The sequence below is a fragment of the Psychrobacter sp. H26 genome (assembly GCF_059073035.1).
On sequence record NZ_JCACRW010000001.1, the window covers coordinates 131,892 to 150,282 of the forward strand.

An 18,391-nucleotide genomic window follows, 5' to 3' on the forward strand; every position below is an offset into this window, starting at 1 on the left:
TACGATAAGCGTGACTATTTACAAATTAATTATTAGTAAGCTATAAACCAACTTAAACAAAACCGACCTCGCTAACGCGGGGTTTTTTATTATCCAAAATAAGCTCTGTGAGCTAAAAACATGAGGTTGTACCCATGCTGAAATACAAGATTGATACTGAGGCGCATAACGCACTTGATGAAAACCAAAAGCCATTTTACGAGCAAGTCGGTGACGAGTTTGTACTAAAGGTGGACGGTATTCCGCAAGCAGATGACAGCGAAGTTGAGCGATTAAAACAGCACAACGAAAAGCTGATCGGTGAGAAACGTCAACGTGACGAGGCAGCACGTCAAGCGCAAGCAGAACGCGAACGCATTGAGCAAGAAGCTGCTAAGAAAAACGGCGACTTTGAAGCGTTAGAGAAATCGTATCAAGAGAAATTGCAAGCGCGTGAAGCTGAGTTAGCAGAAATGCGAAACCGTAGCGACAAGCAGGTAATGCAAAGTGAGTCGCAGCGATTAGCAGCACAGCTATCTGACAATGCTAAAAATCAAAGCCTATTGCAGCGGTTTATCAATGACCGTCTAACGGTGGTCGATGGTCAAGTAAAGGTGACTGACGAGCAGGGCAAACCGTCTGCTAGTACGTTGGCTGACTTGGAAAATGAGTTTAAGACAAGTGGTATGTACGACTCATTACTAACAGGCACACGCGCAAGTGGCACAGGTGGCACAGGTCAAAGCGGAAAAACGCCAACAGACCCAGCCAAAATGACCGCACTAGAACGAAAACAACTTAAAGACAGCGACCCAGCAGCGTTCGCTCGCTTATTCCCTTCTTAGGAGATTTAGAAAATGGCAAGACTGGTAGAATTATTTGATAAAGACGTTGTGCGCTCATATCGCCAACAAATCCGACCAATGGATGTTAGTCCGTTGTTTAATAGTCAGGCGTTCGTAACCGACCCTGATTTATCTGACGCATTAGCAGCTAAGTCAATGAGTTTTGGCTTTACTTACCTAGAGCCGTTAGACACTAACATCGAGCCTAACTACTCAAACACAGTGTATAACGATGTTGTAGAGCCACGCGGTAAGTCTTACGGTGAGCAAGCAGGTCGTAAGGCCATGATTAACGAATCGTTTGGTGTGGCTAAGTTAGAACGCCAATTAACCGATGGTGATCCGTTACTACAGTTTGCACAGTTTGAAAGCGACTGGACACTAGCTAACTTAGAGCATCGCGCTCAAGCAAGTTTGGTTGGTATTCAAGCGGACGATAACGCAAACCACGGTGGCAGCTTAACCACTGACGTATCAACAAAGACAGGTGATGCAGCACTATTCACTACTGATACGTTCTTACAAGCTACGCAGGGTATGCCACAAGACATCGAACGTCGCGGTGTCATTATCATGCACAACGACAAGTATTATGACTTGAAGCGCCAAAAACTTGTGCTACAAGAGTTTGCTAGCGATGGCGTAACACCTATCGAGACATACAATGGTTTAGCGATTATCCGTAGTAATCGCATGACCAAGTTTGGTACTAAGTACCGCACGATGATTATCGGTGCGGGTGCGTTTGGCTATGCTTATGGCGATGGTCCAGACAACTTAGCGACGGATAATAGCGAGTCACGCGGTAATGGTGGTGGTTTCAACACTATTCACTTGCGTAAAAACGTGATTATCCATCCGCAAGGTTACTCATTTACTGCTCAAGCCGCAGACCTAAATGGCGGTACAACAAACGAAGCATTATTCGCCAACTGGGATGACTTGCAAAAAGCCGACCATTGGTCACGTATCGCAGACCGAGAGCAGGTAGCTATCGGCTTCCTAATCACTAAATAACGGAGATAACAAATGCCAGTACCAGTAGCAACTATTGAGCCTGATTACCATCATCTGTATGCCGAAGATCGCGCATACGCTAAAGATGGCGGTACAGCAACAGCACCAACCATGACCGAGGACACAGGCGCAGACAATGGCGTTGAGAGCCTAGGCGCAACAAAGCCTATCGTCGTTGACGGTGGCGGTGCTTAACCACTAGATTTATAGTTATTACGCATTGCCCAGGCGGTGCGTAATGCCGATAGATTTAAACGAGGATAATGCTGTGGCTTTAACCATACAAACGAATGACGGACTCAGTACAGCTAACAGCTACGTTAGTGCTGATGAGCTAAACACGTACACGACACAGCGCGGCATTGTCTTAACCAAAGATGCTGAGCAACTGCTGCTACGAGCTATGGACTACATTGAGGCTAAGCAATACAAATCAGAGCCGCTTAATAGCACTCAGTCAACACTATTTCCGCGCATGGGTGTTGGTATTGCTCGCAACATCAAACAGGCTCAGATACTCTTAGCAGTGCTTAGTGACACACAAGACTTGATGAGCGCGTCGCTTGAGGCTCAGGTTAAAAGCGAGCGCGTAGAAGGTGCGGTTGATGTGGAATACTTTGAGAGTGCAAACGCTGTGACAAGCTCGCCACTGATGAAAACGGTTAATGAGCTAATATCGCCCTATTTAACAAGTACAAGTGGCTGGGCGGCTAATGTGGCTGTGTATAGGGGGTAATTATGAATTGCTACGGTAAAAAACACATTAATATCTCAAGACAACTGACTTTTGATGGCTGGGATTATTACGAGAAAGTCGGTTTTGAATACAGGCGAATAAGTAAAAGCAGATACCTAGAGATAAGAGCTAGCAACAAGTGCTTTACGAAAAAACTAAAGGCAGAGCGGTCAATACTGCGCTCTAGCTAATGTAAGGGTGTATCGTGGATAAATTACAGTGGTTTGTATTTGCTTTTGGCTTGATGGTTCTAATTTACATAATCGTAAGTATTTACCGCCGAAAATCAGCCAACCTTTTTTGCTCACATGAATTTAGATTTAGAGATATGAAACACCGCGATAGTCAGGGATTAGTTAGATGGCCGTGTCACAAATGTAACAAGGTTTTTATAGCTGAAAACGGTCTTAAAATACTCCACAAAGGCAAGTGCATAGGTGATTAGCTATGAGCAACTTCTACCAACGACTAGCTGAAACCTCGCTACGACTGATAACAAGCAAAGGCGTACCGTGTGTGATTACCTCACTACCACAGAACGGCGGCTTTGACCCATCGACAGGTATGCCACTTGATGATGTGCCAGCCACAACACAATATGCTCAATGCGTCGTGCTTAATTACTCAAAAGTCGTAACGAATATGCCTGAATCGCTAGTACAGCAGGGCGATAAAAAGATATTGATAGCTGCAAAAGGCGTTGATACGCCGAGCATAGGCAGCACAATAGCAGTGCTCGATAAGCGTTACACGGTTGTTGAGGTTAAAGATATTAAGCCTGCTGAGGTGGCTTTGATATATGAAATCCACGGACGCGAATAACCAATGAGGTGCTCACATGAAATGGTTAATGATTGCGGTGGTTGTTATAGCTGATGCTATTTACGATAAATACTTTGATGAGGCTGACGATGAAACTAGCACTTAGAATACGCATAGATGCTATTCGCGTCGGTGAACGGTTGTTTAACGCCATACTTGACGATGACGAAAATGTTGAGCCTATGACTAACGCCTTAACAGATGAGGTCTGCGATGTATCGGCAATCTACAAGGGTTATTTAGTGTTGCGTGATGACAGGTGTGGTGATGAGATTGATGATATACAAGTTGAATTAAGCGGATTGATAAAAGAGGCTGACGATGGCTGATGACTTTATCAACTCGATAACCAATTTTATCAATAGTGCAACTGAGGACGTGAGTGCATTGCGGATCAACGTGCAAAAAGAGCTTGTGGCATCGGTCATATCGGACACGCCTGTTGATACTGGTTTAGCGCGTAAGAATTGGCAAGCAGCAAAGGATAACGTGCCAACAGGCATGGTTCCCTACGCAGGTAATCCAACAGCAGCAGGTGCTCAAGCAGTGAGTCAGGCGCAATCAACCGCGTTCGGTGAAGATGGCACTTGGTACTTCGTCAACAATCTACATTACATCTACTACCTAGAGTATGGCACTAGCCGAATGGCTGCACGAGGTATGGCACGTAAGAACGCCAAGCGGATAGCGGATAATTTACGCTCAAGATACGGCTGATATGTTATAATGACCAAGTGGCTAGGGTAGCTCCCGAACGTCTTTTAACCTGAAAGGCTGCCACACCTAATTAATCAGGTTAATGACAGAGGTGTTATGATGAAAATTAATATATTTGTAGATGATGGGATTAGTGAGGATTTTAGCGAGCACCAATTAGAATTAAGTGCTATTCCTGATAAAGAAGATGTAATTTATTTTGATGGTGCTAAGTATGTAGTTACCCATAGAGAGTTTTATATACACGACCGACTGACTGAAGCAACGGAAAAGTCACAAGCAAGTTATAATTTATACTTACTAAAAGATGATGATGGCGTTCAAAAGACAAGAGATAAAATATTCTCTCACCCTTTGTACGATACCGAGTTGTCTGTCAGAACATCTAACACGCTAGTTAGCGCAAATATAAAGAGCGTTGGTGATTTGGTTAGACAGAGAGAATGGGATTTAATAAAGACACCAGGTTACGGTAAGAAATCCATAAAAGAAGTTAGAGATTTTTTAATGAGTAATAACCTTAAATTCCAAATGACCGAGCAAGACATTATCGATTGGAGTTAAACAGCAGTCAACGCAAACAAGACCTCACCTAACCGTGGGGTTTTTTAATGGGCGAAAATAATGATAAACGACTTACTAAAAGCTATCTACGCACAAGGATTGTTTGCAGTGCCCTTATCTATGCCTAATCGCACGTTTAACACGTCAGGCATGGCAATGTGGGGCAAATGGCAATTGATGCCAACAAGCACCTATATGGGCAATCTGAGAGACATTGAGCGCGCAGGTATATTGCAGATAACGCTATTTGTCCCGATTGGCACAGACGACACGCTGATTGAGTCTAAAGCCAAGGCTATCGCGGCTCATTTTGGCACTGAGAAGGCGCACATGGTCGACGGTCACAACGTATTGATAATGAGTAGTCATATTGAACCTGCAATGCCTGATAGCGACGGCAAGTGGTATATGCAGCCAATTAGTATTGAGTATGAGATTATTTAGTTGTATGCTGTATTTAACTACTAAATGAGCAAATAACATGAAACGCATTATCACAGCAATGTCATTAGCTTTACTGCTGACAGCTTGCGGATCAAGCGGCGCGGACACCACTGAGAGAAAAGAGGAAGCTGTTAAGACACGCAGTGGGATACCGAATTTAGGTGGCAAGTCGGAAGCAGAGCTACTTACTGACTGTCAGGTTGATATACAAGGTAGGCTTAGCAACCCGAGATCAATGGATATTATCCACAGCAACCTAAAATACAAAAAAGAATCTAATCATGAGTTGTGGTTTCAGTTTTATGCAAAAAATCAATTTGACGCTGAATCCAAGCACACAGGTATGTGCGAGTTCGACGACAATGGCAATATACTAAGTTCAAAGTTTGAGTAGCCAGCTAAACACTTAACAACAAGCTCACTTCGGTGGGCTTTTTTTACGCCTATCAAAAACCAATACGCCCGCTTATGGGCGTTTTTTTATGGAGTTTCACCAATGAAAAAACCAGCAGCAGGTACGGTTGTCGAGCTATCAACAACAGCAGCTACCGACCTAACAGACACAGCGTCACTAACTTACACCGAGCTTGGTTGTGACATTACGAGCTTTGCCCTAGAGCGTAGCGAGCGCGATCAAATTGACGTGACGACTATTTGCGAAGAAGAAATGAAGCAGTATCTTGACGGCTTGCGCGACCAAGACACCGTATCAATGGACGCTTTTTACGTACCAGAAGGTGAGGCAGGTGTGCTATTGAACACAGCGTCGAACACTAAAGACAGATATGTATTGCGGTTCACCAAGGACGAGACTGTGTTTTGGACTGGTCTTGTGTCAGTGCAGCCTTTTGGTTTCCAAGGCAGCGTAGGCGATGCACTAAAAAGCACTCTTAACTTTAAAGTACGAAAAACCGCATAAGGATTAATCATGGATATTGCACAACTAAAGGGCACAGACAACAGCCAGTTCAGCAAAAACGCTGAGGTTGAAATCAGACACCCGATTACAGACGAGGTTTTTACTGCGACGATTAAGTCGGTTAAAAATCCTGAGCTTGATGGTGATATTGCTCTACTAATGTCTGAGTACAACAAAGAAAACACCAAGCTAGAAAAAGGCAATCTAAACACTGAGCAAGCCAAGTCCATCAAGACCAAGATTAAGAGCCTGAGTTCTCGGATTGCACACAAGGTTACTGTGGGGTTTGGTGGTTTGTTCAGTGAGGATAAGCCGATCAAGTGCGACAAAGATATGCAAGCTGACATGATTGATAACTACGACTGGATTAGCGAGCAAATCGTAACCAAAGCATCGTCTGAGTATGTTTTTTACAACAGCAAGAGCAAGACCTCTTAGAGCAGACTGCCTACTATTGGCAGGTCAGGTTAAAAGGCAAAAATGGCAGCTCGCAAATGTCCGATGCTTATAACTTCTTAGAGCATACAGGCATGATTGACGATTGCCTAAACACACCTTTAGTTATCCCTGATTATTGCGTCAATGCTTGGAATTGGTTTTTAGATTTAAACGCCTCACGACAAGCTGACAATGCAATCAGTTTTAGCGATATGAAAGCCTATTTTGATTTAACCAAATCCTGCCCTAGTCGGTGGGATTTGTCACTTATACAGATACTAGATCATCAGTTCTTGCAACTACGGAACGAAAATAACAACGATTAGGGGCACGTTTTATGGATATAGCAAACCTCATCATCCGTGTCACTAACGACGGTCTAACAGCAGCACAGCGAGAGCTTAGGCGGTTACGCGATGAAGCAGGTCGAGCACAGACAGCCAACGAGCGTTTTGGCGACTCTATTGCTGGATTGAATAAAATCGCTATGGTTGGCATGGGTGCGTTAGGCGCAACAATGGCAGGATCAATAAAGACGGCTATGTCCTTTGAGTCAGCAATGGCGGAGGTTAACAAGACCGTTGATTTTGCAGCAAAAGATGGTTTGGCAAATTTGCGCGGAGAGCTTGAGCAACTAACAAAGACGATACCGCTTACTTTTGAGGAATTGGCAGCCGTAACCGCCACAGGTGGACAGCTAGGTATTGCTGAGGATAACTTGGCACACTTCACTGAAGTCATGGCAAAAATGGGCGTGGCTTTTGATATACCGGCACAGCAAGCTGCTGACTCAATGGCTAAAATCGCTAACGTGTTTCAGATACCGATTGAAAATATTGATAGGTTGGGCGATGCGATTAATACGCTATCGAACAACACACCAGCTACGGCAGCACAGCTTATTGACTCGCTACAGCGTGTCGGTGGGGTCGCTAAAGTGTTCGGTCTGTCAGAGGATGCCACGCTAGGCTTGACAGGTGCGCTTATCGCAATGGGTAAACCTGCTGAGGTAGCATCATCTGCGGTCAACTCGCTATTAACATCATTCTCAACACTAGACAACGCCACAAAGTCACAGTTGATAGGCTTTGAGCAACTAGGGTTGAATATCGATGAGTTTAGCGAGCTTGTGGCAACAGATGGTAAGCAGGCTATCATTACTTATCTTGATGCTATTAATGATCTGGATAAGTCGCAGCGAATCGGCACTAATGCCTTAATTCTAGGTAAGGAGTTTGGTGACGATATAACCATGCTTGCCGGTAGTGTTGGCGTTCTAGAAAACAACTGGGAAATGCTTGGCGAGACGGTGGGCACGACAAAAGAGTATTTTGGCTCGATGGAATCTGAGTTTGCAAAAATGTCGGACACTACTGCCAATAAAATGGAGTTAGTAAAAAACAACATTAGATTGGTTGCTGCTAGTGTTGGCGATGCCTTCTTACCTGCCGTCAATGAGCTGTTAGCGTCACTCGTGCCCGTTATAGAGAAGATGACAGTGTGGGCAAAGGCTAATCCTGAACTTATCGTCACTATTGCAAAAGTAACGGCTGGTGTATTGGGCGCTGTTATCGCAATGGCGACTATATCAGGCGCTATAGGCACTGTGATGACCGCATTTAGTGGGCTTAGTGCGATATTTACTGCCGTAAAGGTGGCTATTATTGCATTGAGTGGACCGATAGGATTGGCAGCTATTGCGCTAGGAATACTGGTAACAGCAGGTGCTTTAGTCTATCAAAACTGGGATATGATAAAGGCGAAGGCTTACGAGATATGGGGTGCTGTCACAGGTCGCATAAATACTGCTATCGCTACAATGAAAGCCGCTTTTGATAGATGGGTGTCCAATACTAGCGGTGCTATCACCAATGTTAAAAACACGATTATTGACACACTTAAATCATTGCCTGGTCGTGTGCTACAGGTCGGCAAAGATATTGTGCAGGGCTTAATAAACGGTATCAAATCAGGCGTTAGCGGTGTCACGACAGCTATCGGTGATATGGCATCAAGTGCAATATCAAAAGCTAAGAGCGTGCTAGATATTCGCTCACCATCACGCAAAATGAAAAAGGTTGGTGAGCAAACAGCCGAGGGTATGGCGGTCGGTATCAAAAAAGGCGCAAAGGCTGTCAAGACCGAAGCACAGCGCATGGCTGAGCAAGCAATCAGCGCCACTAAAAATAGTATAGCGAGTCTGCAAAAAGAGATTGCACTATTTGGCAATGATAGCGCAATCGCTAGTTTTGACTATGACAGAAATGCGGGTAGTTTTAAGGGTGTTCCAGACAGCTTGCTAGATCAGGAACGTAAGCTGATTATCCAAAAGCAAACCTTGATTGATTTGGATAAGCGACAAATCGAGTCAGCTAAAGCATTAGCCACAGCGCGTGAAGCTATCCAAGCGCGTTTTGACAAGATGAGTGAGTACAAAGACAGCACTAAAACCAACTTGCAGGGCATGTTAAGCGGTATCGAGGATGAAGATCCGCTAACTAGGCTGCAAAACCAGTACGAAGAACGTATGTCTATCATCGAGAAGTATGAGCAGATGCACACTGATATGCTGGGCGTCCAATCTGAGGCAAGGCTTGCCGTTGAACAGTCTTACATGAACGCTAAGCGTGACCTGATGCTTGACCAAGGCGAGGCGTTATTTGGCAATCTAGCAGGGCTATCCAAGACCTTTTTGGGCGAGCAATCCGCTATGTATCGCTCATTATTTGCTATCGAGAAAGGCTACACGCTAGCAAAAGTACTACTCAAAAATAAAGAGGCTATCGCTGCTGCATGGGCTAGTGCACCATTTCCTGCCAACTTGGGTGCTGTAGCTTCTACTGTTGCAGGTACGGCAGGTCTAGCGTCAGCAGTATCAGGCATTGTGCCAGGCTTTAAACAAGGCGGTTACACTGGCAACATGGGTTCGTCTCAAGTAGCTGGTGTCGTCCACGGTCAGGAATACGTCTTTGACGCAGCATCAACAAAACGCATCGGTGTTGATAATCTAAACGCCATGCGTAGTGGTAAAGCGGCTAATGATGGTGGTGATAATGTCAATGTCAACGTCAATGTGACGGTCAATAGCGACGGCTCAAGCAATGTAGAATCTAACAAACAGATGGGGCGAAGCATGGGTAATGCGCTTATCGCAACTATCCAGCAGCAACTAATCAAAGAGAAACGCCAAGGGGGATTGCTGTATGGCGCTTAAAACTTTTGAATGGTGCGTCGATGCTGGGGCGTCACGCACCACTGAGCTTAAAACCAACAACGTACAGTTTGGCGATGGTTACGAGCAAGTATCGAGCTTTGGCATTAATAACGTCCGTGAGTCATGGTCAGTCACAAAGACGGGTTACAAAGCCGAGATTGATGCTATCTATGACTTTTTAATTGAGCATAAAGGCGTTACGCCTTTTTATGTTGATATTGCTGGCAACACTAAGGTTTATCGCACAGATGGCAGTATCAGCACACCTCATCAAAGCGGCAATGTTTGGCAAATATCGTTTAACTTGAGGCAGGCGTTTTATATTGAGCCATTTATATATAGTCCTCAATTGCTATTTACTGACAACAATCAAGGTCTATGGTATGACCTAAGCGACCTATCAACTCTGTTTAAAGATGCAGCAGGGACACAGCCAGTAACAGCGAATGGCGACCCTGTGGGTTTGATTAGAGACAAGTCGGGTAATAACAATCATGCGACTCAGACTGTAAGCGCGTCCAGACCAACTTATAGGACTGATGGTGTGTTGCATTGGTTGTCTTTTGATGGTGTTGATGACGCACTATTAACAAACTACAATAAATTATCTAATATTACGACAAAAGCATCTGTTTACTTTGTTGTTGACATATTAACAGGCAGTAATGAGGGTTATATATTAAACTCTGATGGATCAAATGGTAATACATCTACGCACGGATTCAGCGTACTGCGTAAGTCAGCTTCAGAAGTTAGGTTTTCTGTTGGGGGTAATGTAAACAGCACAAATCCAAGTGCATCAAAACAAATCTATAGCGCTGTTTTTGATAAAGAAAATGGTACAGGTTTTATAAAAGTACAAAATGCAAAAACCAATATTGCTGTTGGCTCTACCAGCTCTCAGCAAAATTTACAAATCGGCTCTCGTGTGGGTGGGGCAAACGGCAAATTCAACCTCTACTCATTAGTTGTCTTAGATAGGCTATACGAGGACAGCAATGGAGATTTGCAGAAATATTTATCTGATAAAGCAGGGGTTTCGCTATGAGCCAATACACTCACAGAATGACGCTTGCTGTACCTGAGCCGTTAATGAGACAAGCCAATCAACTCGCGCTCATAGCAGGTGAGTCGCTAGATGATGTTAATACGTTTACAACCGCAAACTACCAAGACAGCGAGGACAATAAGTACGCTGTTTGCTCAACAGTGATTAAGCCTGTTGTGCTGTCTTTGCTTAACACCCCATTGCCTGATAGTCCGTTAAAAGTTGATAGCGCAGACATTACGCTCGCTGAGCAAGCGATGAGTAAAGCTATGATCTATGAGCAAGGCGTCACAGCTACGACAGATCATATCTATGTCGGTATTGATATTGACCCATTTGTATTTTTTGACGCACTAGGGTTGTCGGTAATCGAGACTGAGGAGGTTATCTGATGCTTGAGTCAGACTTACAAAAACTGTCAGTCACAGGGCTTGTTACGCTCTATGAGCTGGACGCTACCGCTTTGGGCGCAGGTATCATGCGGTGGCATGGTCATGTGTCTTATGAGGACTGGCAGCTTATCGACCCAAACAGCGATGTGACAAAGGGCGATATTATTTGGCAAGGCAATATCTATAGTCCGATGCCGATACAGTCAGATGGTCTTGAGATGCGCGGTGACGGTAAAGCATCAACGCCTAGCCTTGCCTTAGCTAACAATATCGACGGTATCCAGGGTGCTATTAGTGCGCTGTGTTTGCAATTCGATGATTTTGCAGGAGCCAAGCTGACCGTCATCAATACGCTTGCCAAGTATTTAGACGCCGAAAACTTTGTCGAAGGCAACCCACAAGCGGCTAATGAGTACCGCAAGCAGCTATGGTATGTGGAAGCTAAGATTTCAGAAAATGCCAACGCTGTGACGTTCGAGTTATCTAACCCTGTTGACCTAGAAGGGGCTAGGATACCCACTAGAGAAATAACAAGTTTTTGCCATTGGGGTGTACATGGCAGATATAGGATGTCTGAATGCAAGTACATGGGAACGGCTAGATTTACAGAAGACGGAAGACCTACTGATAGCGCAGAATTTGACAAATGCGGCTCACGGCTAAGTGATTGCCGAATTAGAAAAAATGAGCAAAATTTCGGTGGTTTCCCAAGTTCTAGTTTAGTAAGTGGTTGATATTGTGATATAATAATCAAGTGGCTAGAGTGGGATTAATTACCCTGCTTGAAAGAGTGAAACGCTTATCACTTTGCCACACCTACCTAATAAGCGATTACAGAAAGCGAGTAATTTTATGTCAAAACTAATTTACGGTGTGGGCTACAATCCAAGAGGTAAGTTTAGAGCCACTGAAAATAACAAGAACACCAAGTGCTACAGCTCATGGAATCACATGATAGAGCGATGCTACAGTAGTAAAAAGCATAGAGATAGACCAACGTATCAGGGTTGCTCAGTCTGCGAGGAATGGCACAATTTCCAAAATTTCGCAGAATGGTATTACTCTCAAGATCATTGTGATGCAGGCTACCACCTAGATAAAGACTTACTAGCCTCTGATAACAGAATATATAGTCCTGATACGTGCTGCTTAGTTCCTAATGATTTGAATAATCTGATAATGGATGCTAGTAGCAATGTGGGCAAGAACCTACGCGGTGCGATATGGGATAAATCAGCAGGTAGATATATATCTAGAGTGACTATCAACGGCAAAGGGAGGTTCTTGGGCATGTTCGACTGCCCGCAAGAGGCTCACCAAGCATACAAGGTCGCCAAAGAGAAGTATGTTAAAGAAAAGGCGCTTGAGTGGCGAGATCGGATAGCGCCTAACGTGTTTGACGCTCTTATGAGTTGGCAGCTAACAGAATAATTATTAATGCTCACGAAGTCACCTAGCGGTGGCTTTTTTATTGCCAAAAAAAGGTTAACCATGCTTACAAATAAGATAAAAAAGGCTATCAATGCCCACGCAAACGAATGTCACCCAAAAGAAGCGTGCGGTGTTATCGTGAATGGTGAGTATATTCCATGCACCAACGTATCGACTGACGACGCTCAGTTTGAGATTGACCCGTGGGATTTGGTAGGCGCAAGCAAAGAAGGTAAAATACAAGCCTACGTTCACTCGCACTCAGGTTTTGGCGAGGCATCAACAAAACCCAGTCAGCCCGATATGACTCAAATGGGCTTACATGGGTTGCCTTGGGTGATCGCTAATGGTGTGGATGTGGATTTATACCACCCAACAGACTACAAAGCGCCATTAATAGGCAGGGATTACCATCACGGCATACTTGATTGTTATACACTTATTAGAGACTACTATCAGCGCGAGCTTGGCATCTATCTTAACGACTACAAAAGAAAAGATGAATGGTGGACAGACGCTAAAAGCAAGCCGTTATATCTTGATAACTTTAAAGCCGAGGGCTTTATCGAAGTCGATACTATCCAAAAGCATGACTTGATATTGTGCCGTCTTGGTCGTACTGCTCATGTAAATCACGCCCTAATATTTATCGGTGACGGTTCGCTATCAAGTGAGCACGCAGACGATGTTATCGGTGATAGCTTGGTATTGCATCACCCTTACAATCGTGAGTCTCTACGCGAAATATACGGTGAGCCGTGGCAGCGCAGAGCAGCGATTATCATCAGGCATAAATCACTAATCAAATAACACAAGTCACCTAACGGTGGCTTTTTTTATGGGCGCAATTTATGAAAACCATACACATGCATGGTGTACTCGCTGACAAATTCGGTGAGTTTTTTAAACTCGATGTTATGTCGGCAGCCGAAGCTACACACGCTATCGCCTCGCAAATCCCTGAATTTAAAATGTTTATGCTAAAAGCTGAGCAGGAGGGCATGCGCTTTGCGGTGTTTTTAGATGAGCAAATTGAGTCAGCGAACGTAGGCGAGAATGAGCTTGGTAATGTGACAGCGGCAAGTGTAATCCATATCGTGCCAAAGATTATGGGTGCAGGTGGTGATGCGTTTGGGTTCCTACAAGTTATCGCAGGTGCAGTGCTGGTCGGTCTGAGTTTTACGCCATTTGGTGCAGGTTGGGCGCTGGGTGCAGGTGTCGGTCTTATGATTGGCGGTGCAGCAAGTTTGCTAATGCCGACGCCTGAGATTGGTGAGCAAGACGAAGATGGGAACCGCGCTAACTATGGCTTTGGCGGTGCCGTCACAACGGTAGCACAAGGTAATGTAGTGGGCTTGCCATACGGTGAGCGCACAGTGGGCGGTGCGATGGGTAGCGCAGGTATTTACACAGAGGACAATCAATAATGACAGCTATCGCAATCAGAGGCGCAAAAGCGGGTTCAAGCGAGCCGAGAAAGCCATCTATAGCTAAGGACTCAGTAGCAAGTACCAGCACCGCAAAACTGCTCTATATTTTGGGTGAGGGTGAGATTGACGGTCTAGTTAATGGTGGCAAATCAATTTATCTTGACGGTACGCCATTGCTTGACGACAACGGCAACAGTAATTTTGATGGTGTGACGTGGGATTTTAGAGCAGGTACAAATGAGCAAGAATACATACAAGGCTTTCCTGACGTGTCTAATGAGACACCCATTAATGTTGAGTTACGCAGTGATACACCGTTTGTTAAGGCGTTTACTGACACGCAACTAAGTGCTGTGCGAGTCCGTTTTAAATGGAGTCGGCTGTCAAAAACTGACTCAGACGACGGTGACGTAAAGGGTTATAAAATTCAGTATGCAATTGACTTGCAGACGAATGGCGGTGCATACGTCGAAGTGCTTAATACTAAAATTGAGGACAAAACCAGTGCAGGATATGAGCGCACACACCGTATTGATTTGCCAAAATCTACAACGGGTTGGCAGATACGTGTCAGACGTATTACGCCTAACGACCCTAGCGATTTTGTGCAAGATGAGATGTTTATCTCGGCTGTTGCTGAGGTCATCGATGTTAAGTTGCGCTACCCAAACACCGCGTTACTCGGCATACAGTATAACGCTGAGACATTTAGCGGTATTGCTAAAATGGAAGCTCGCATACGTGGCATGATTATTCGTGTACCTAGTAACTATGACGCTGAGGTTCGTACTTACACTGGTATCTGGGACGGTACGTTTAAAGACGCTTATAGCAATAACCCAGCATGGATTTACTTTGATTTATGTACACAATGGCGTTACGGACTAGGTGATCGCTTAGACCTCACCATGATTGATAAATGGTCGTTGTATGCACTTGGTCAATATTGCGACCAGATGGTATCAGACGGAAAAGGCGGTTTAGAGCCACGCTTTACGTGCAATGTCTATCTACAAAAACAAGCCGATGCTTATCAGGTGTTGCAAAACATCGGCGGTATATTCCGAGCCATGTCTTACTGGAACGGTGAGCAGGTTGTACTTGATGCTGACGTACCACAAGACCCTGTTTATACATTCAGCAGGGCAAACGTCATTGACGGCAATTTTGAATATACAGGCACACGAGCGCGTGACCGTCACACACTAGCTAAAGTCGCGTGGGATAATCCGCTTAATCGCTTTGAGACTGAGTACGAGTATATCCGCGATGAAAAAGCAATGGCTAAATTTGGCGTTAAAGTGCTCGATTTATCCGCATTTGGTTGTACCAGTCAAGCACAAGCTCAACGTGCTGGTTTATGGTCGTTAAAGACTGAGCAATTAGAGACGCGCCAAGTATCGTTTGGCGTTGGCTTAGATGGTTTTATACCTCAAGTCGGCAACATCATCAATGTCAGTGACGAGTTATTTGCAGGTCGTGCAACTGGTGGTCGTGTCATCGCGCTATCTGACACCAAGCGGTCAATCACAGTCGATAGAGAGGTCGTTGCTGCTGCTGGTGACGTATTAATAGTCAATGGCGCAGACGGCAAATCTGAGCGTCGTACTATTGATTCTGTAATCGATAGATCCATCACTGTTGTTGCTGCATTTACCAAAGCAGAAACAGAAAATGTCTGGGCGATTGAAACGGCTGATTTAAAACTGATGCGTTTCCGCGTTATGTCAAGCAAGCAGAATGACGATACGACATTTAGCATTACAGCGATACAGCACGAGCCACAAAAGTACGATGCGATTGATTTTGGCACAGATGTAAAACCCACTAATATCACTATCGTTAATCCTGATGTAGTTGATGCTCCAGCTAGTGTCACTATCACGAGCCGTCACCGCGTCGTACAAGGTCAGACTATCACAACGCTAGTGATCGGCTGGGCACAAGTTAAAGACGCGGTAGCTTACGATGTTGAATGGCGTAAAGACGATGGTAGTTGGATAAAAGTACCGCGCACAGGCAATGTATCAGTTGAGATTGAGGGCGTATATAGCGGTCAATACTCAGCGCGTGTGCGTTCTGTGTCTCCGTTTGACGTGCAGTCACAACCTAAAACGTCAGTATTAACCGCCATTACTGGCAAAGCAGGATTACCGCCTACTATCGTTGGTTTGTCAGCCACAGGCGTACTATTCGGCATGGATTTAAAATGGGGCTTTGGCGCAGGTTCAGGCGATGCAGACTATACAGAGATTGAGACTGGCAGCGCACCGAATACCAACGTCAAGCTGTTAGGTCAATACAGTTACCCAACCAACACGCATACTGTGACAGGCTTACAAGGCAATCTATCGCAGTCTTACCGTGCAAGATTGGTTGATAAGCTAGGTTTTAAATCGGCATGGTCAAGCTGGGTGGCTGGTACGACTGATGCGAACGCTGATAAAGTGCTCGACTTAATAGAGGGTAAAGTAACTAATAGCACGCTTGATACCGCATTACGTACCAAGGTTGCCAAGATTGACACGAATGGGCAAGCTGCTGCACAAGCACAGCAAGCAGCAGAAAGCGCGGCAACTCTAGCGGGCAACAAAGGCGAGGTTATCTATCAGTGGCAGACGCCATCAACCGCACGTCGATTACCTCAAAACTTGTGGATCGATACCACAGGAGGTAAAAACACACCTAAGCGTTGGGATGGTAGCGCATGGGTAGCCGTGACAGACAAGGCAGCTATTGATGCTCAGACGGCAGCGGATAAGGCAATAGCAGATGCTAAAGCGGCAGATGATAAGGCAATTGCTGCACAAAGCACCGCAGACACAGCAAAAGCAAACGCTAAGACAGCAGATGATAAAGCAGTGGCGGCGCAGCAATCAGCAACAGCAGCACTGTCGTCACTGGGCGACATATCAGCAGATAGTAAGCTGACGGCTGTTGAAAAGCAGCAAGTTAAGTTGATTTTTGATGACATACAACGGACGCACACAGACTTACTTGCGCGTTCTGCAAAATACAATGTGTCGTCGAGCGCGTACACGACAGCTTACAATGCGTTAGTGAGTTACATATCGCCAAAACTCACGGATATGAACGCGACCAGCACTATCGTCAGGTCAACATTTAACAGCAAATTCGACGACTTGTTTTTAAAACGTGCCGATCTTAACACTGCTATTGTCAATGCGGCTAAAGCTGCAAGTGATGCGGCAGCTCAGGCAGCAAGTCAAGCCAATGCTGATATTGTCACTATCAATCAAGAGATAGAGCAAATCGTTAATGACAACGGCGTGATAGCAGGTGAGGTCGATACGCTACAAGTCACCGTGGGTGAGCACACGACGAGCATACAACAGTCCGATTTGGTACTGGACGACCTGAGCGCACAATCAACAACGGTGCTCGATGTAAACGGCTATGTTATTGGCGTAGGTACGTACAATGACGGCAAGACGGGCACTTTTGCTGTCAATGTTGACGAGTTCTACATCGGTTCACCTAGCGGTACGTCTAAGACGTTTCTGCATTACAACACAGCGCAAGAAATCAACGGTGTGGTCGTTCCAGTCGGCACGTATATTCGTGATGCGTATATCGCAAACGGTACGATAACGTCAGCTAAAATCGGTAATGCTGCTATAACTACAGCCAAGATTGACAATCTAGCCGTCACTACAGGTAAGATTGCTAATTTAGCAGTTAAATCAGCAAATATTGACAATGCAGCTATTACATCTGTGAAAATTGGTAACGCGCAGGTGGACACTTTACAAATTAAAGGCGAGGCAGTAATTACGCCAAGGTCGATGGTGTCTGCATCAACAGCATTGACCTCCAATGATGTAGAGGTTGAGCTATTCAGGGCGACAATGAATAGCCTTGGCGGTAATGTCTTGGTTAATTTTGGGTTTATATCGTTGTACGCCAACGAGGATATTCAAAACTTCTCTGGCGCAGCAGTAGAGATAAAGATATATAGAGACAGTGTTGTTTTGCACGAAATGTATCTGAATGTAAATACCAGCAGCACAACTTCTACAAATGTAACAAGGCGGGGCATGTCTTATAGATATTTAAATGTACCTGCTTTGGTTGATAGCGCAAGCACTGGAGACCGCATTTACAAAGTCACTGCCAAAAAAATCGGTTTGGAAGATAATGCAACAATGAAGGGTGCATCGCTTACACTTTTTGGAGCAAAACGATGACAGTAACACTTTACGTTTACGACAAAAAAACTCACATATTTAATTACGCTGATATGGGTAATGTTGAGCACGTCATACATGACCTTGGCGAAGATAAAGACTTTACACTAACAGCGCCACCAGATTACGAGCAACCGTGGTACTGGATTGACGACAAATGGACAACAACCCCTTAATTGGGGTTTTT

22 protein-coding genes are annotated in these 18,391 nt (G+C 44.9%); all 22 read left to right on the forward strand.

Annotation, left to right across the window (positions count from 1 at the left end):
• Window positions 1-134: 134 nt before the first annotated feature.
• The 22 genes from AC5JPT_RS00665 to AC5JPT_RS00770 all read left to right on the forward strand — a co-directional run bounded on the left by AC5JPT_RS00665 (window position 135) and on the right by AC5JPT_RS00770 (window position 18,380).
• Complete coding sequence (locus AC5JPT_RS00665) at window positions 135-824, forward strand: hypothetical protein (RefSeq protein ID WP_493856697.1); 690 nt, start codon at window positions 135-137, stop codon at window positions 822-824.
• Window positions 825-836: 12 nt separating this feature from the next.
• The gene (locus tag AC5JPT_RS00670; protein ID WP_493856698.1) at window positions 837-1,841 is read left to right on the forward strand and encodes a hypothetical protein; all 1,005 of its coding nucleotides are present in this window, start codon (window positions 837-839) and stop codon (window positions 1,839-1,841) included.
• A 12-nt stretch (window positions 1,842-1,853) separates the two neighbouring features.
• Window positions 1,854-2,036 (forward strand): hypothetical protein, encoded by a 183-nt coding sequence (locus AC5JPT_RS00675; RefSeq protein ID WP_493856699.1) that lies wholly within the window; start codon window positions 1,854-1,856, stop codon window positions 2,034-2,036.
• A 43-nt stretch (window positions 2,037-2,079) separates the two neighbouring features.
• Window positions 2,080-2,577: a DnaT-like ssDNA-binding protein gene (locus AC5JPT_RS00680; RefSeq protein ID WP_493856700.1), complete on the forward strand. Its 498-nt coding sequence runs from the start codon at window positions 2,080-2,082 to the stop codon at window positions 2,575-2,577.
• 447 nt (window positions 2,578-3,024) lie between these two features.
• Entirely contained in the window at window positions 3,025-3,399 is a 375-nt protein-coding gene (locus AC5JPT_RS00685) for a hypothetical protein (RefSeq protein ID WP_493856701.1), read from the forward strand.
• A gap of 89 nt (window positions 3,400-3,488) precedes the next feature.
• Window positions 3,489-3,728 carry a hypothetical protein gene (locus AC5JPT_RS00690; protein WP_493856702.1) on the forward strand — a complete coding sequence of 80 codons (240 nt, stop codon included), beginning with the start codon at window positions 3,489-3,491 and terminating at the stop codon, window positions 3,726-3,728.
• Window positions 3,721-4,116: a hypothetical protein gene (locus AC5JPT_RS00695; protein WP_493856703.1), complete on the forward strand. Its 396-nt coding sequence runs from the start codon at window positions 3,721-3,723 to the stop codon at window positions 4,114-4,116. The genes AC5JPT_RS00690 and AC5JPT_RS00695 overlap by 8 nt, the downstream gene beginning before the upstream one ends.
• Before the next feature lie 96 nt (window positions 4,117-4,212).
• Window positions 4,213-4,680: a DNA-directed RNA polymerase subunit alpha C-terminal domain-containing protein gene (locus tag AC5JPT_RS00700; RefSeq protein WP_493856704.1), complete on the forward strand. Its 468-nt coding sequence runs from the start codon at window positions 4,213-4,215 to the stop codon at window positions 4,678-4,680.
• 60 nt (window positions 4,681-4,740) lie between these two features.
• On the forward strand, window positions 4,741-5,124 hold the full coding sequence (locus AC5JPT_RS00705) for a phage tail terminator-like protein (protein ID WP_493856705.1): 384 nt from the start codon (window positions 4,741-4,743) through the stop codon (window positions 5,122-5,124).
• Between the two features lie 37 nt (window positions 5,125-5,161).
• Window positions 5,162-5,518 (forward strand): putative periplasmic lipoprotein, encoded by a 357-nt coding sequence (locus AC5JPT_RS00710; protein ID WP_493856706.1) that lies wholly within the window; start codon window positions 5,162-5,164, stop codon window positions 5,516-5,518.
• A 102-nt stretch (window positions 5,519-5,620) separates the two neighbouring features.
• Window positions 5,621-6,043, forward strand: coding sequence for a hypothetical protein (locus tag AC5JPT_RS00715; protein WP_493856707.1), 423 nt, complete (start codon window positions 5,621-5,623; stop codon window positions 6,041-6,043).
• A gap of 9 nt (window positions 6,044-6,052) precedes the next feature.
• Window positions 6,053-6,481, forward strand: coding sequence for a hypothetical protein (locus AC5JPT_RS00720; protein WP_493856708.1), 429 nt, complete (start codon window positions 6,053-6,055; stop codon window positions 6,479-6,481).
• 56 nt (window positions 6,482-6,537) lie between these two features.
• Window positions 6,538-6,807: a phage tail assembly chaperone gene (locus tag AC5JPT_RS00725; protein WP_493856709.1), complete on the forward strand. Its 270-nt coding sequence runs from the start codon at window positions 6,538-6,540 to the stop codon at window positions 6,805-6,807.
• Window positions 6,808-6,818: 11 nt separating this feature from the next.
• Window positions 6,819-9,695, forward strand: coding sequence for a phage tail tape measure protein (locus AC5JPT_RS00730; RefSeq protein WP_493856710.1), 2,877 nt, complete (start codon window positions 6,819-6,821; stop codon window positions 9,693-9,695).
• The gene (locus AC5JPT_RS00735; RefSeq protein WP_493856711.1) at window positions 9,685-10,743 is read left to right on the forward strand and encodes a phage tail protein; all 1,059 of its coding nucleotides are present in this window, start codon (window positions 9,685-9,687) and stop codon (window positions 10,741-10,743) included. Before AC5JPT_RS00730 ends, AC5JPT_RS00735 begins: the two co-directional genes overlap by 11 nt.
• Entirely contained in the window at window positions 10,740-11,135 is a 396-nt protein-coding gene (locus AC5JPT_RS00740) for a hypothetical protein (protein WP_493856712.1), read from the forward strand. Before AC5JPT_RS00735 ends, AC5JPT_RS00740 begins: the two co-directional genes overlap by 4 nt.
• On the forward strand, window positions 11,132-11,869 hold the full coding sequence (locus AC5JPT_RS00745; protein ID WP_493858401.1) for a phage minor tail protein L: 738 nt from the start codon (window positions 11,132-11,134) through the stop codon (window positions 11,867-11,869). The genes AC5JPT_RS00740 and AC5JPT_RS00745 overlap by 4 nt, the downstream gene beginning before the upstream one ends.
• Before the next feature lie 118 nt (window positions 11,870-11,987).
• Window positions 11,988-12,566 carry a hypothetical protein gene (locus AC5JPT_RS00750; RefSeq protein ID WP_493856713.1) on the forward strand — a complete coding sequence of 193 codons (579 nt, stop codon included), beginning with the start codon at window positions 11,988-11,990 and terminating at the stop codon, window positions 12,564-12,566.
• A gap of 60 nt (window positions 12,567-12,626) precedes the next feature.
• Window positions 12,627-13,376, forward strand: a complete 750-nt coding sequence (locus tag AC5JPT_RS00755; protein WP_493856714.1) for a C40 family peptidase — start codon at window positions 12,627-12,629, stop codon at window positions 13,374-13,376.
• Window positions 13,377-13,417: 41 nt separating this feature from the next.
• Window positions 13,418-13,993, forward strand: a complete 576-nt coding sequence (locus AC5JPT_RS00760; RefSeq protein ID WP_493856715.1) for a tail assembly protein — start codon at window positions 13,418-13,420, stop codon at window positions 13,991-13,993.
• Window positions 13,993-18,204, forward strand: a complete 4,212-nt coding sequence (locus AC5JPT_RS00765) for a TipJ family phage tail tip protein (protein ID WP_493856716.1) — start codon at window positions 13,993-13,995, stop codon at window positions 18,202-18,204. Before AC5JPT_RS00760 ends, AC5JPT_RS00765 begins: the two co-directional genes overlap by 1 nt.
• Entirely contained in the window at window positions 18,201-18,380 is a 180-nt protein-coding gene (locus AC5JPT_RS00770; protein ID WP_493856717.1) for a hypothetical protein, read from the forward strand. Before AC5JPT_RS00765 ends, AC5JPT_RS00770 begins: the two co-directional genes overlap by 4 nt.
• The last annotated feature ends 11 nt before the right edge of the window (window positions 18,381-18,391 follow it).

Coding starts and splice junctions, on each gene's coding strand:
- AC5JPT_RS00665 (WP_493856697.1), top strand. CDS start 135: ATGCTGAAATACAAGATTGATACTGAGGCGCATAACGCACTTGATGAA.
- AC5JPT_RS00670 (WP_493856698.1), top strand. CDS start 837: ATGGCAAGACTGGTAGAATTATTTGATAAAGACGTTGTGCGCTCATAT.
- AC5JPT_RS00675 (WP_493856699.1), top strand. CDS start 1,854: ATGCCAGTACCAGTAGCAACTATTGAGCCTGATTACCATCATCTGTAT.
- AC5JPT_RS00680 (WP_493856700.1), top strand. CDS start 2,080: ATGCCGATAGATTTAAACGAGGATAATGCTGTGGCTTTAACCATACAA.
- AC5JPT_RS00685 (WP_493856701.1), top strand. CDS start 3,025: ATGAGCAACTTCTACCAACGACTAGCTGAAACCTCGCTACGACTGATA.
- AC5JPT_RS00690 (WP_493856702.1), top strand. CDS start 3,489: ATGAAACTAGCACTTAGAATACGCATAGATGCTATTCGCGTCGGTGAA.
- AC5JPT_RS00695 (WP_493856703.1), top strand. CDS start 3,721: ATGGCTGATGACTTTATCAACTCGATAACCAATTTTATCAATAGTGCA.
- AC5JPT_RS00700 (WP_493856704.1), top strand. CDS start 4,213: ATGATGAAAATTAATATATTTGTAGATGATGGGATTAGTGAGGATTTT.
- AC5JPT_RS00705 (WP_493856705.1), top strand. CDS start 4,741: ATGATAAACGACTTACTAAAAGCTATCTACGCACAAGGATTGTTTGCA.
- AC5JPT_RS00710 (WP_493856706.1), top strand. CDS start 5,162: ATGAAACGCATTATCACAGCAATGTCATTAGCTTTACTGCTGACAGCT.
- AC5JPT_RS00715 (WP_493856707.1), top strand. CDS start 5,621: ATGAAAAAACCAGCAGCAGGTACGGTTGTCGAGCTATCAACAACAGCA.
- AC5JPT_RS00720 (WP_493856708.1), top strand. CDS start 6,053: ATGGATATTGCACAACTAAAGGGCACAGACAACAGCCAGTTCAGCAAA.
- AC5JPT_RS00725 (WP_493856709.1), top strand. CDS start 6,538: ATGTCCGATGCTTATAACTTCTTAGAGCATACAGGCATGATTGACGAT.
- AC5JPT_RS00730 (WP_493856710.1), top strand. CDS start 6,819: ATGGATATAGCAAACCTCATCATCCGTGTCACTAACGACGGTCTAACA.
- AC5JPT_RS00735 (WP_493856711.1), top strand. CDS start 9,685: ATGGCGCTTAAAACTTTTGAATGGTGCGTCGATGCTGGGGCGTCACGC.
- AC5JPT_RS00740 (WP_493856712.1), top strand. CDS start 10,740: ATGAGCCAATACACTCACAGAATGACGCTTGCTGTACCTGAGCCGTTA.
- AC5JPT_RS00750 (WP_493856713.1), top strand. CDS start 11,988: ATGTCAAAACTAATTTACGGTGTGGGCTACAATCCAAGAGGTAAGTTT.
- AC5JPT_RS00755 (WP_493856714.1), top strand. CDS start 12,627: ATGCTTACAAATAAGATAAAAAAGGCTATCAATGCCCACGCAAACGAA.
- AC5JPT_RS00760 (WP_493856715.1), top strand. CDS start 13,418: ATGAAAACCATACACATGCATGGTGTACTCGCTGACAAATTCGGTGAG.
- AC5JPT_RS00765 (WP_493856716.1), top strand. CDS start 13,993: ATGACAGCTATCGCAATCAGAGGCGCAAAAGCGGGTTCAAGCGAGCCG.
- AC5JPT_RS00770 (WP_493856717.1), top strand. CDS start 18,201: ATGACAGTAACACTTTACGTTTACGACAAAAAAACTCACATATTTAAT.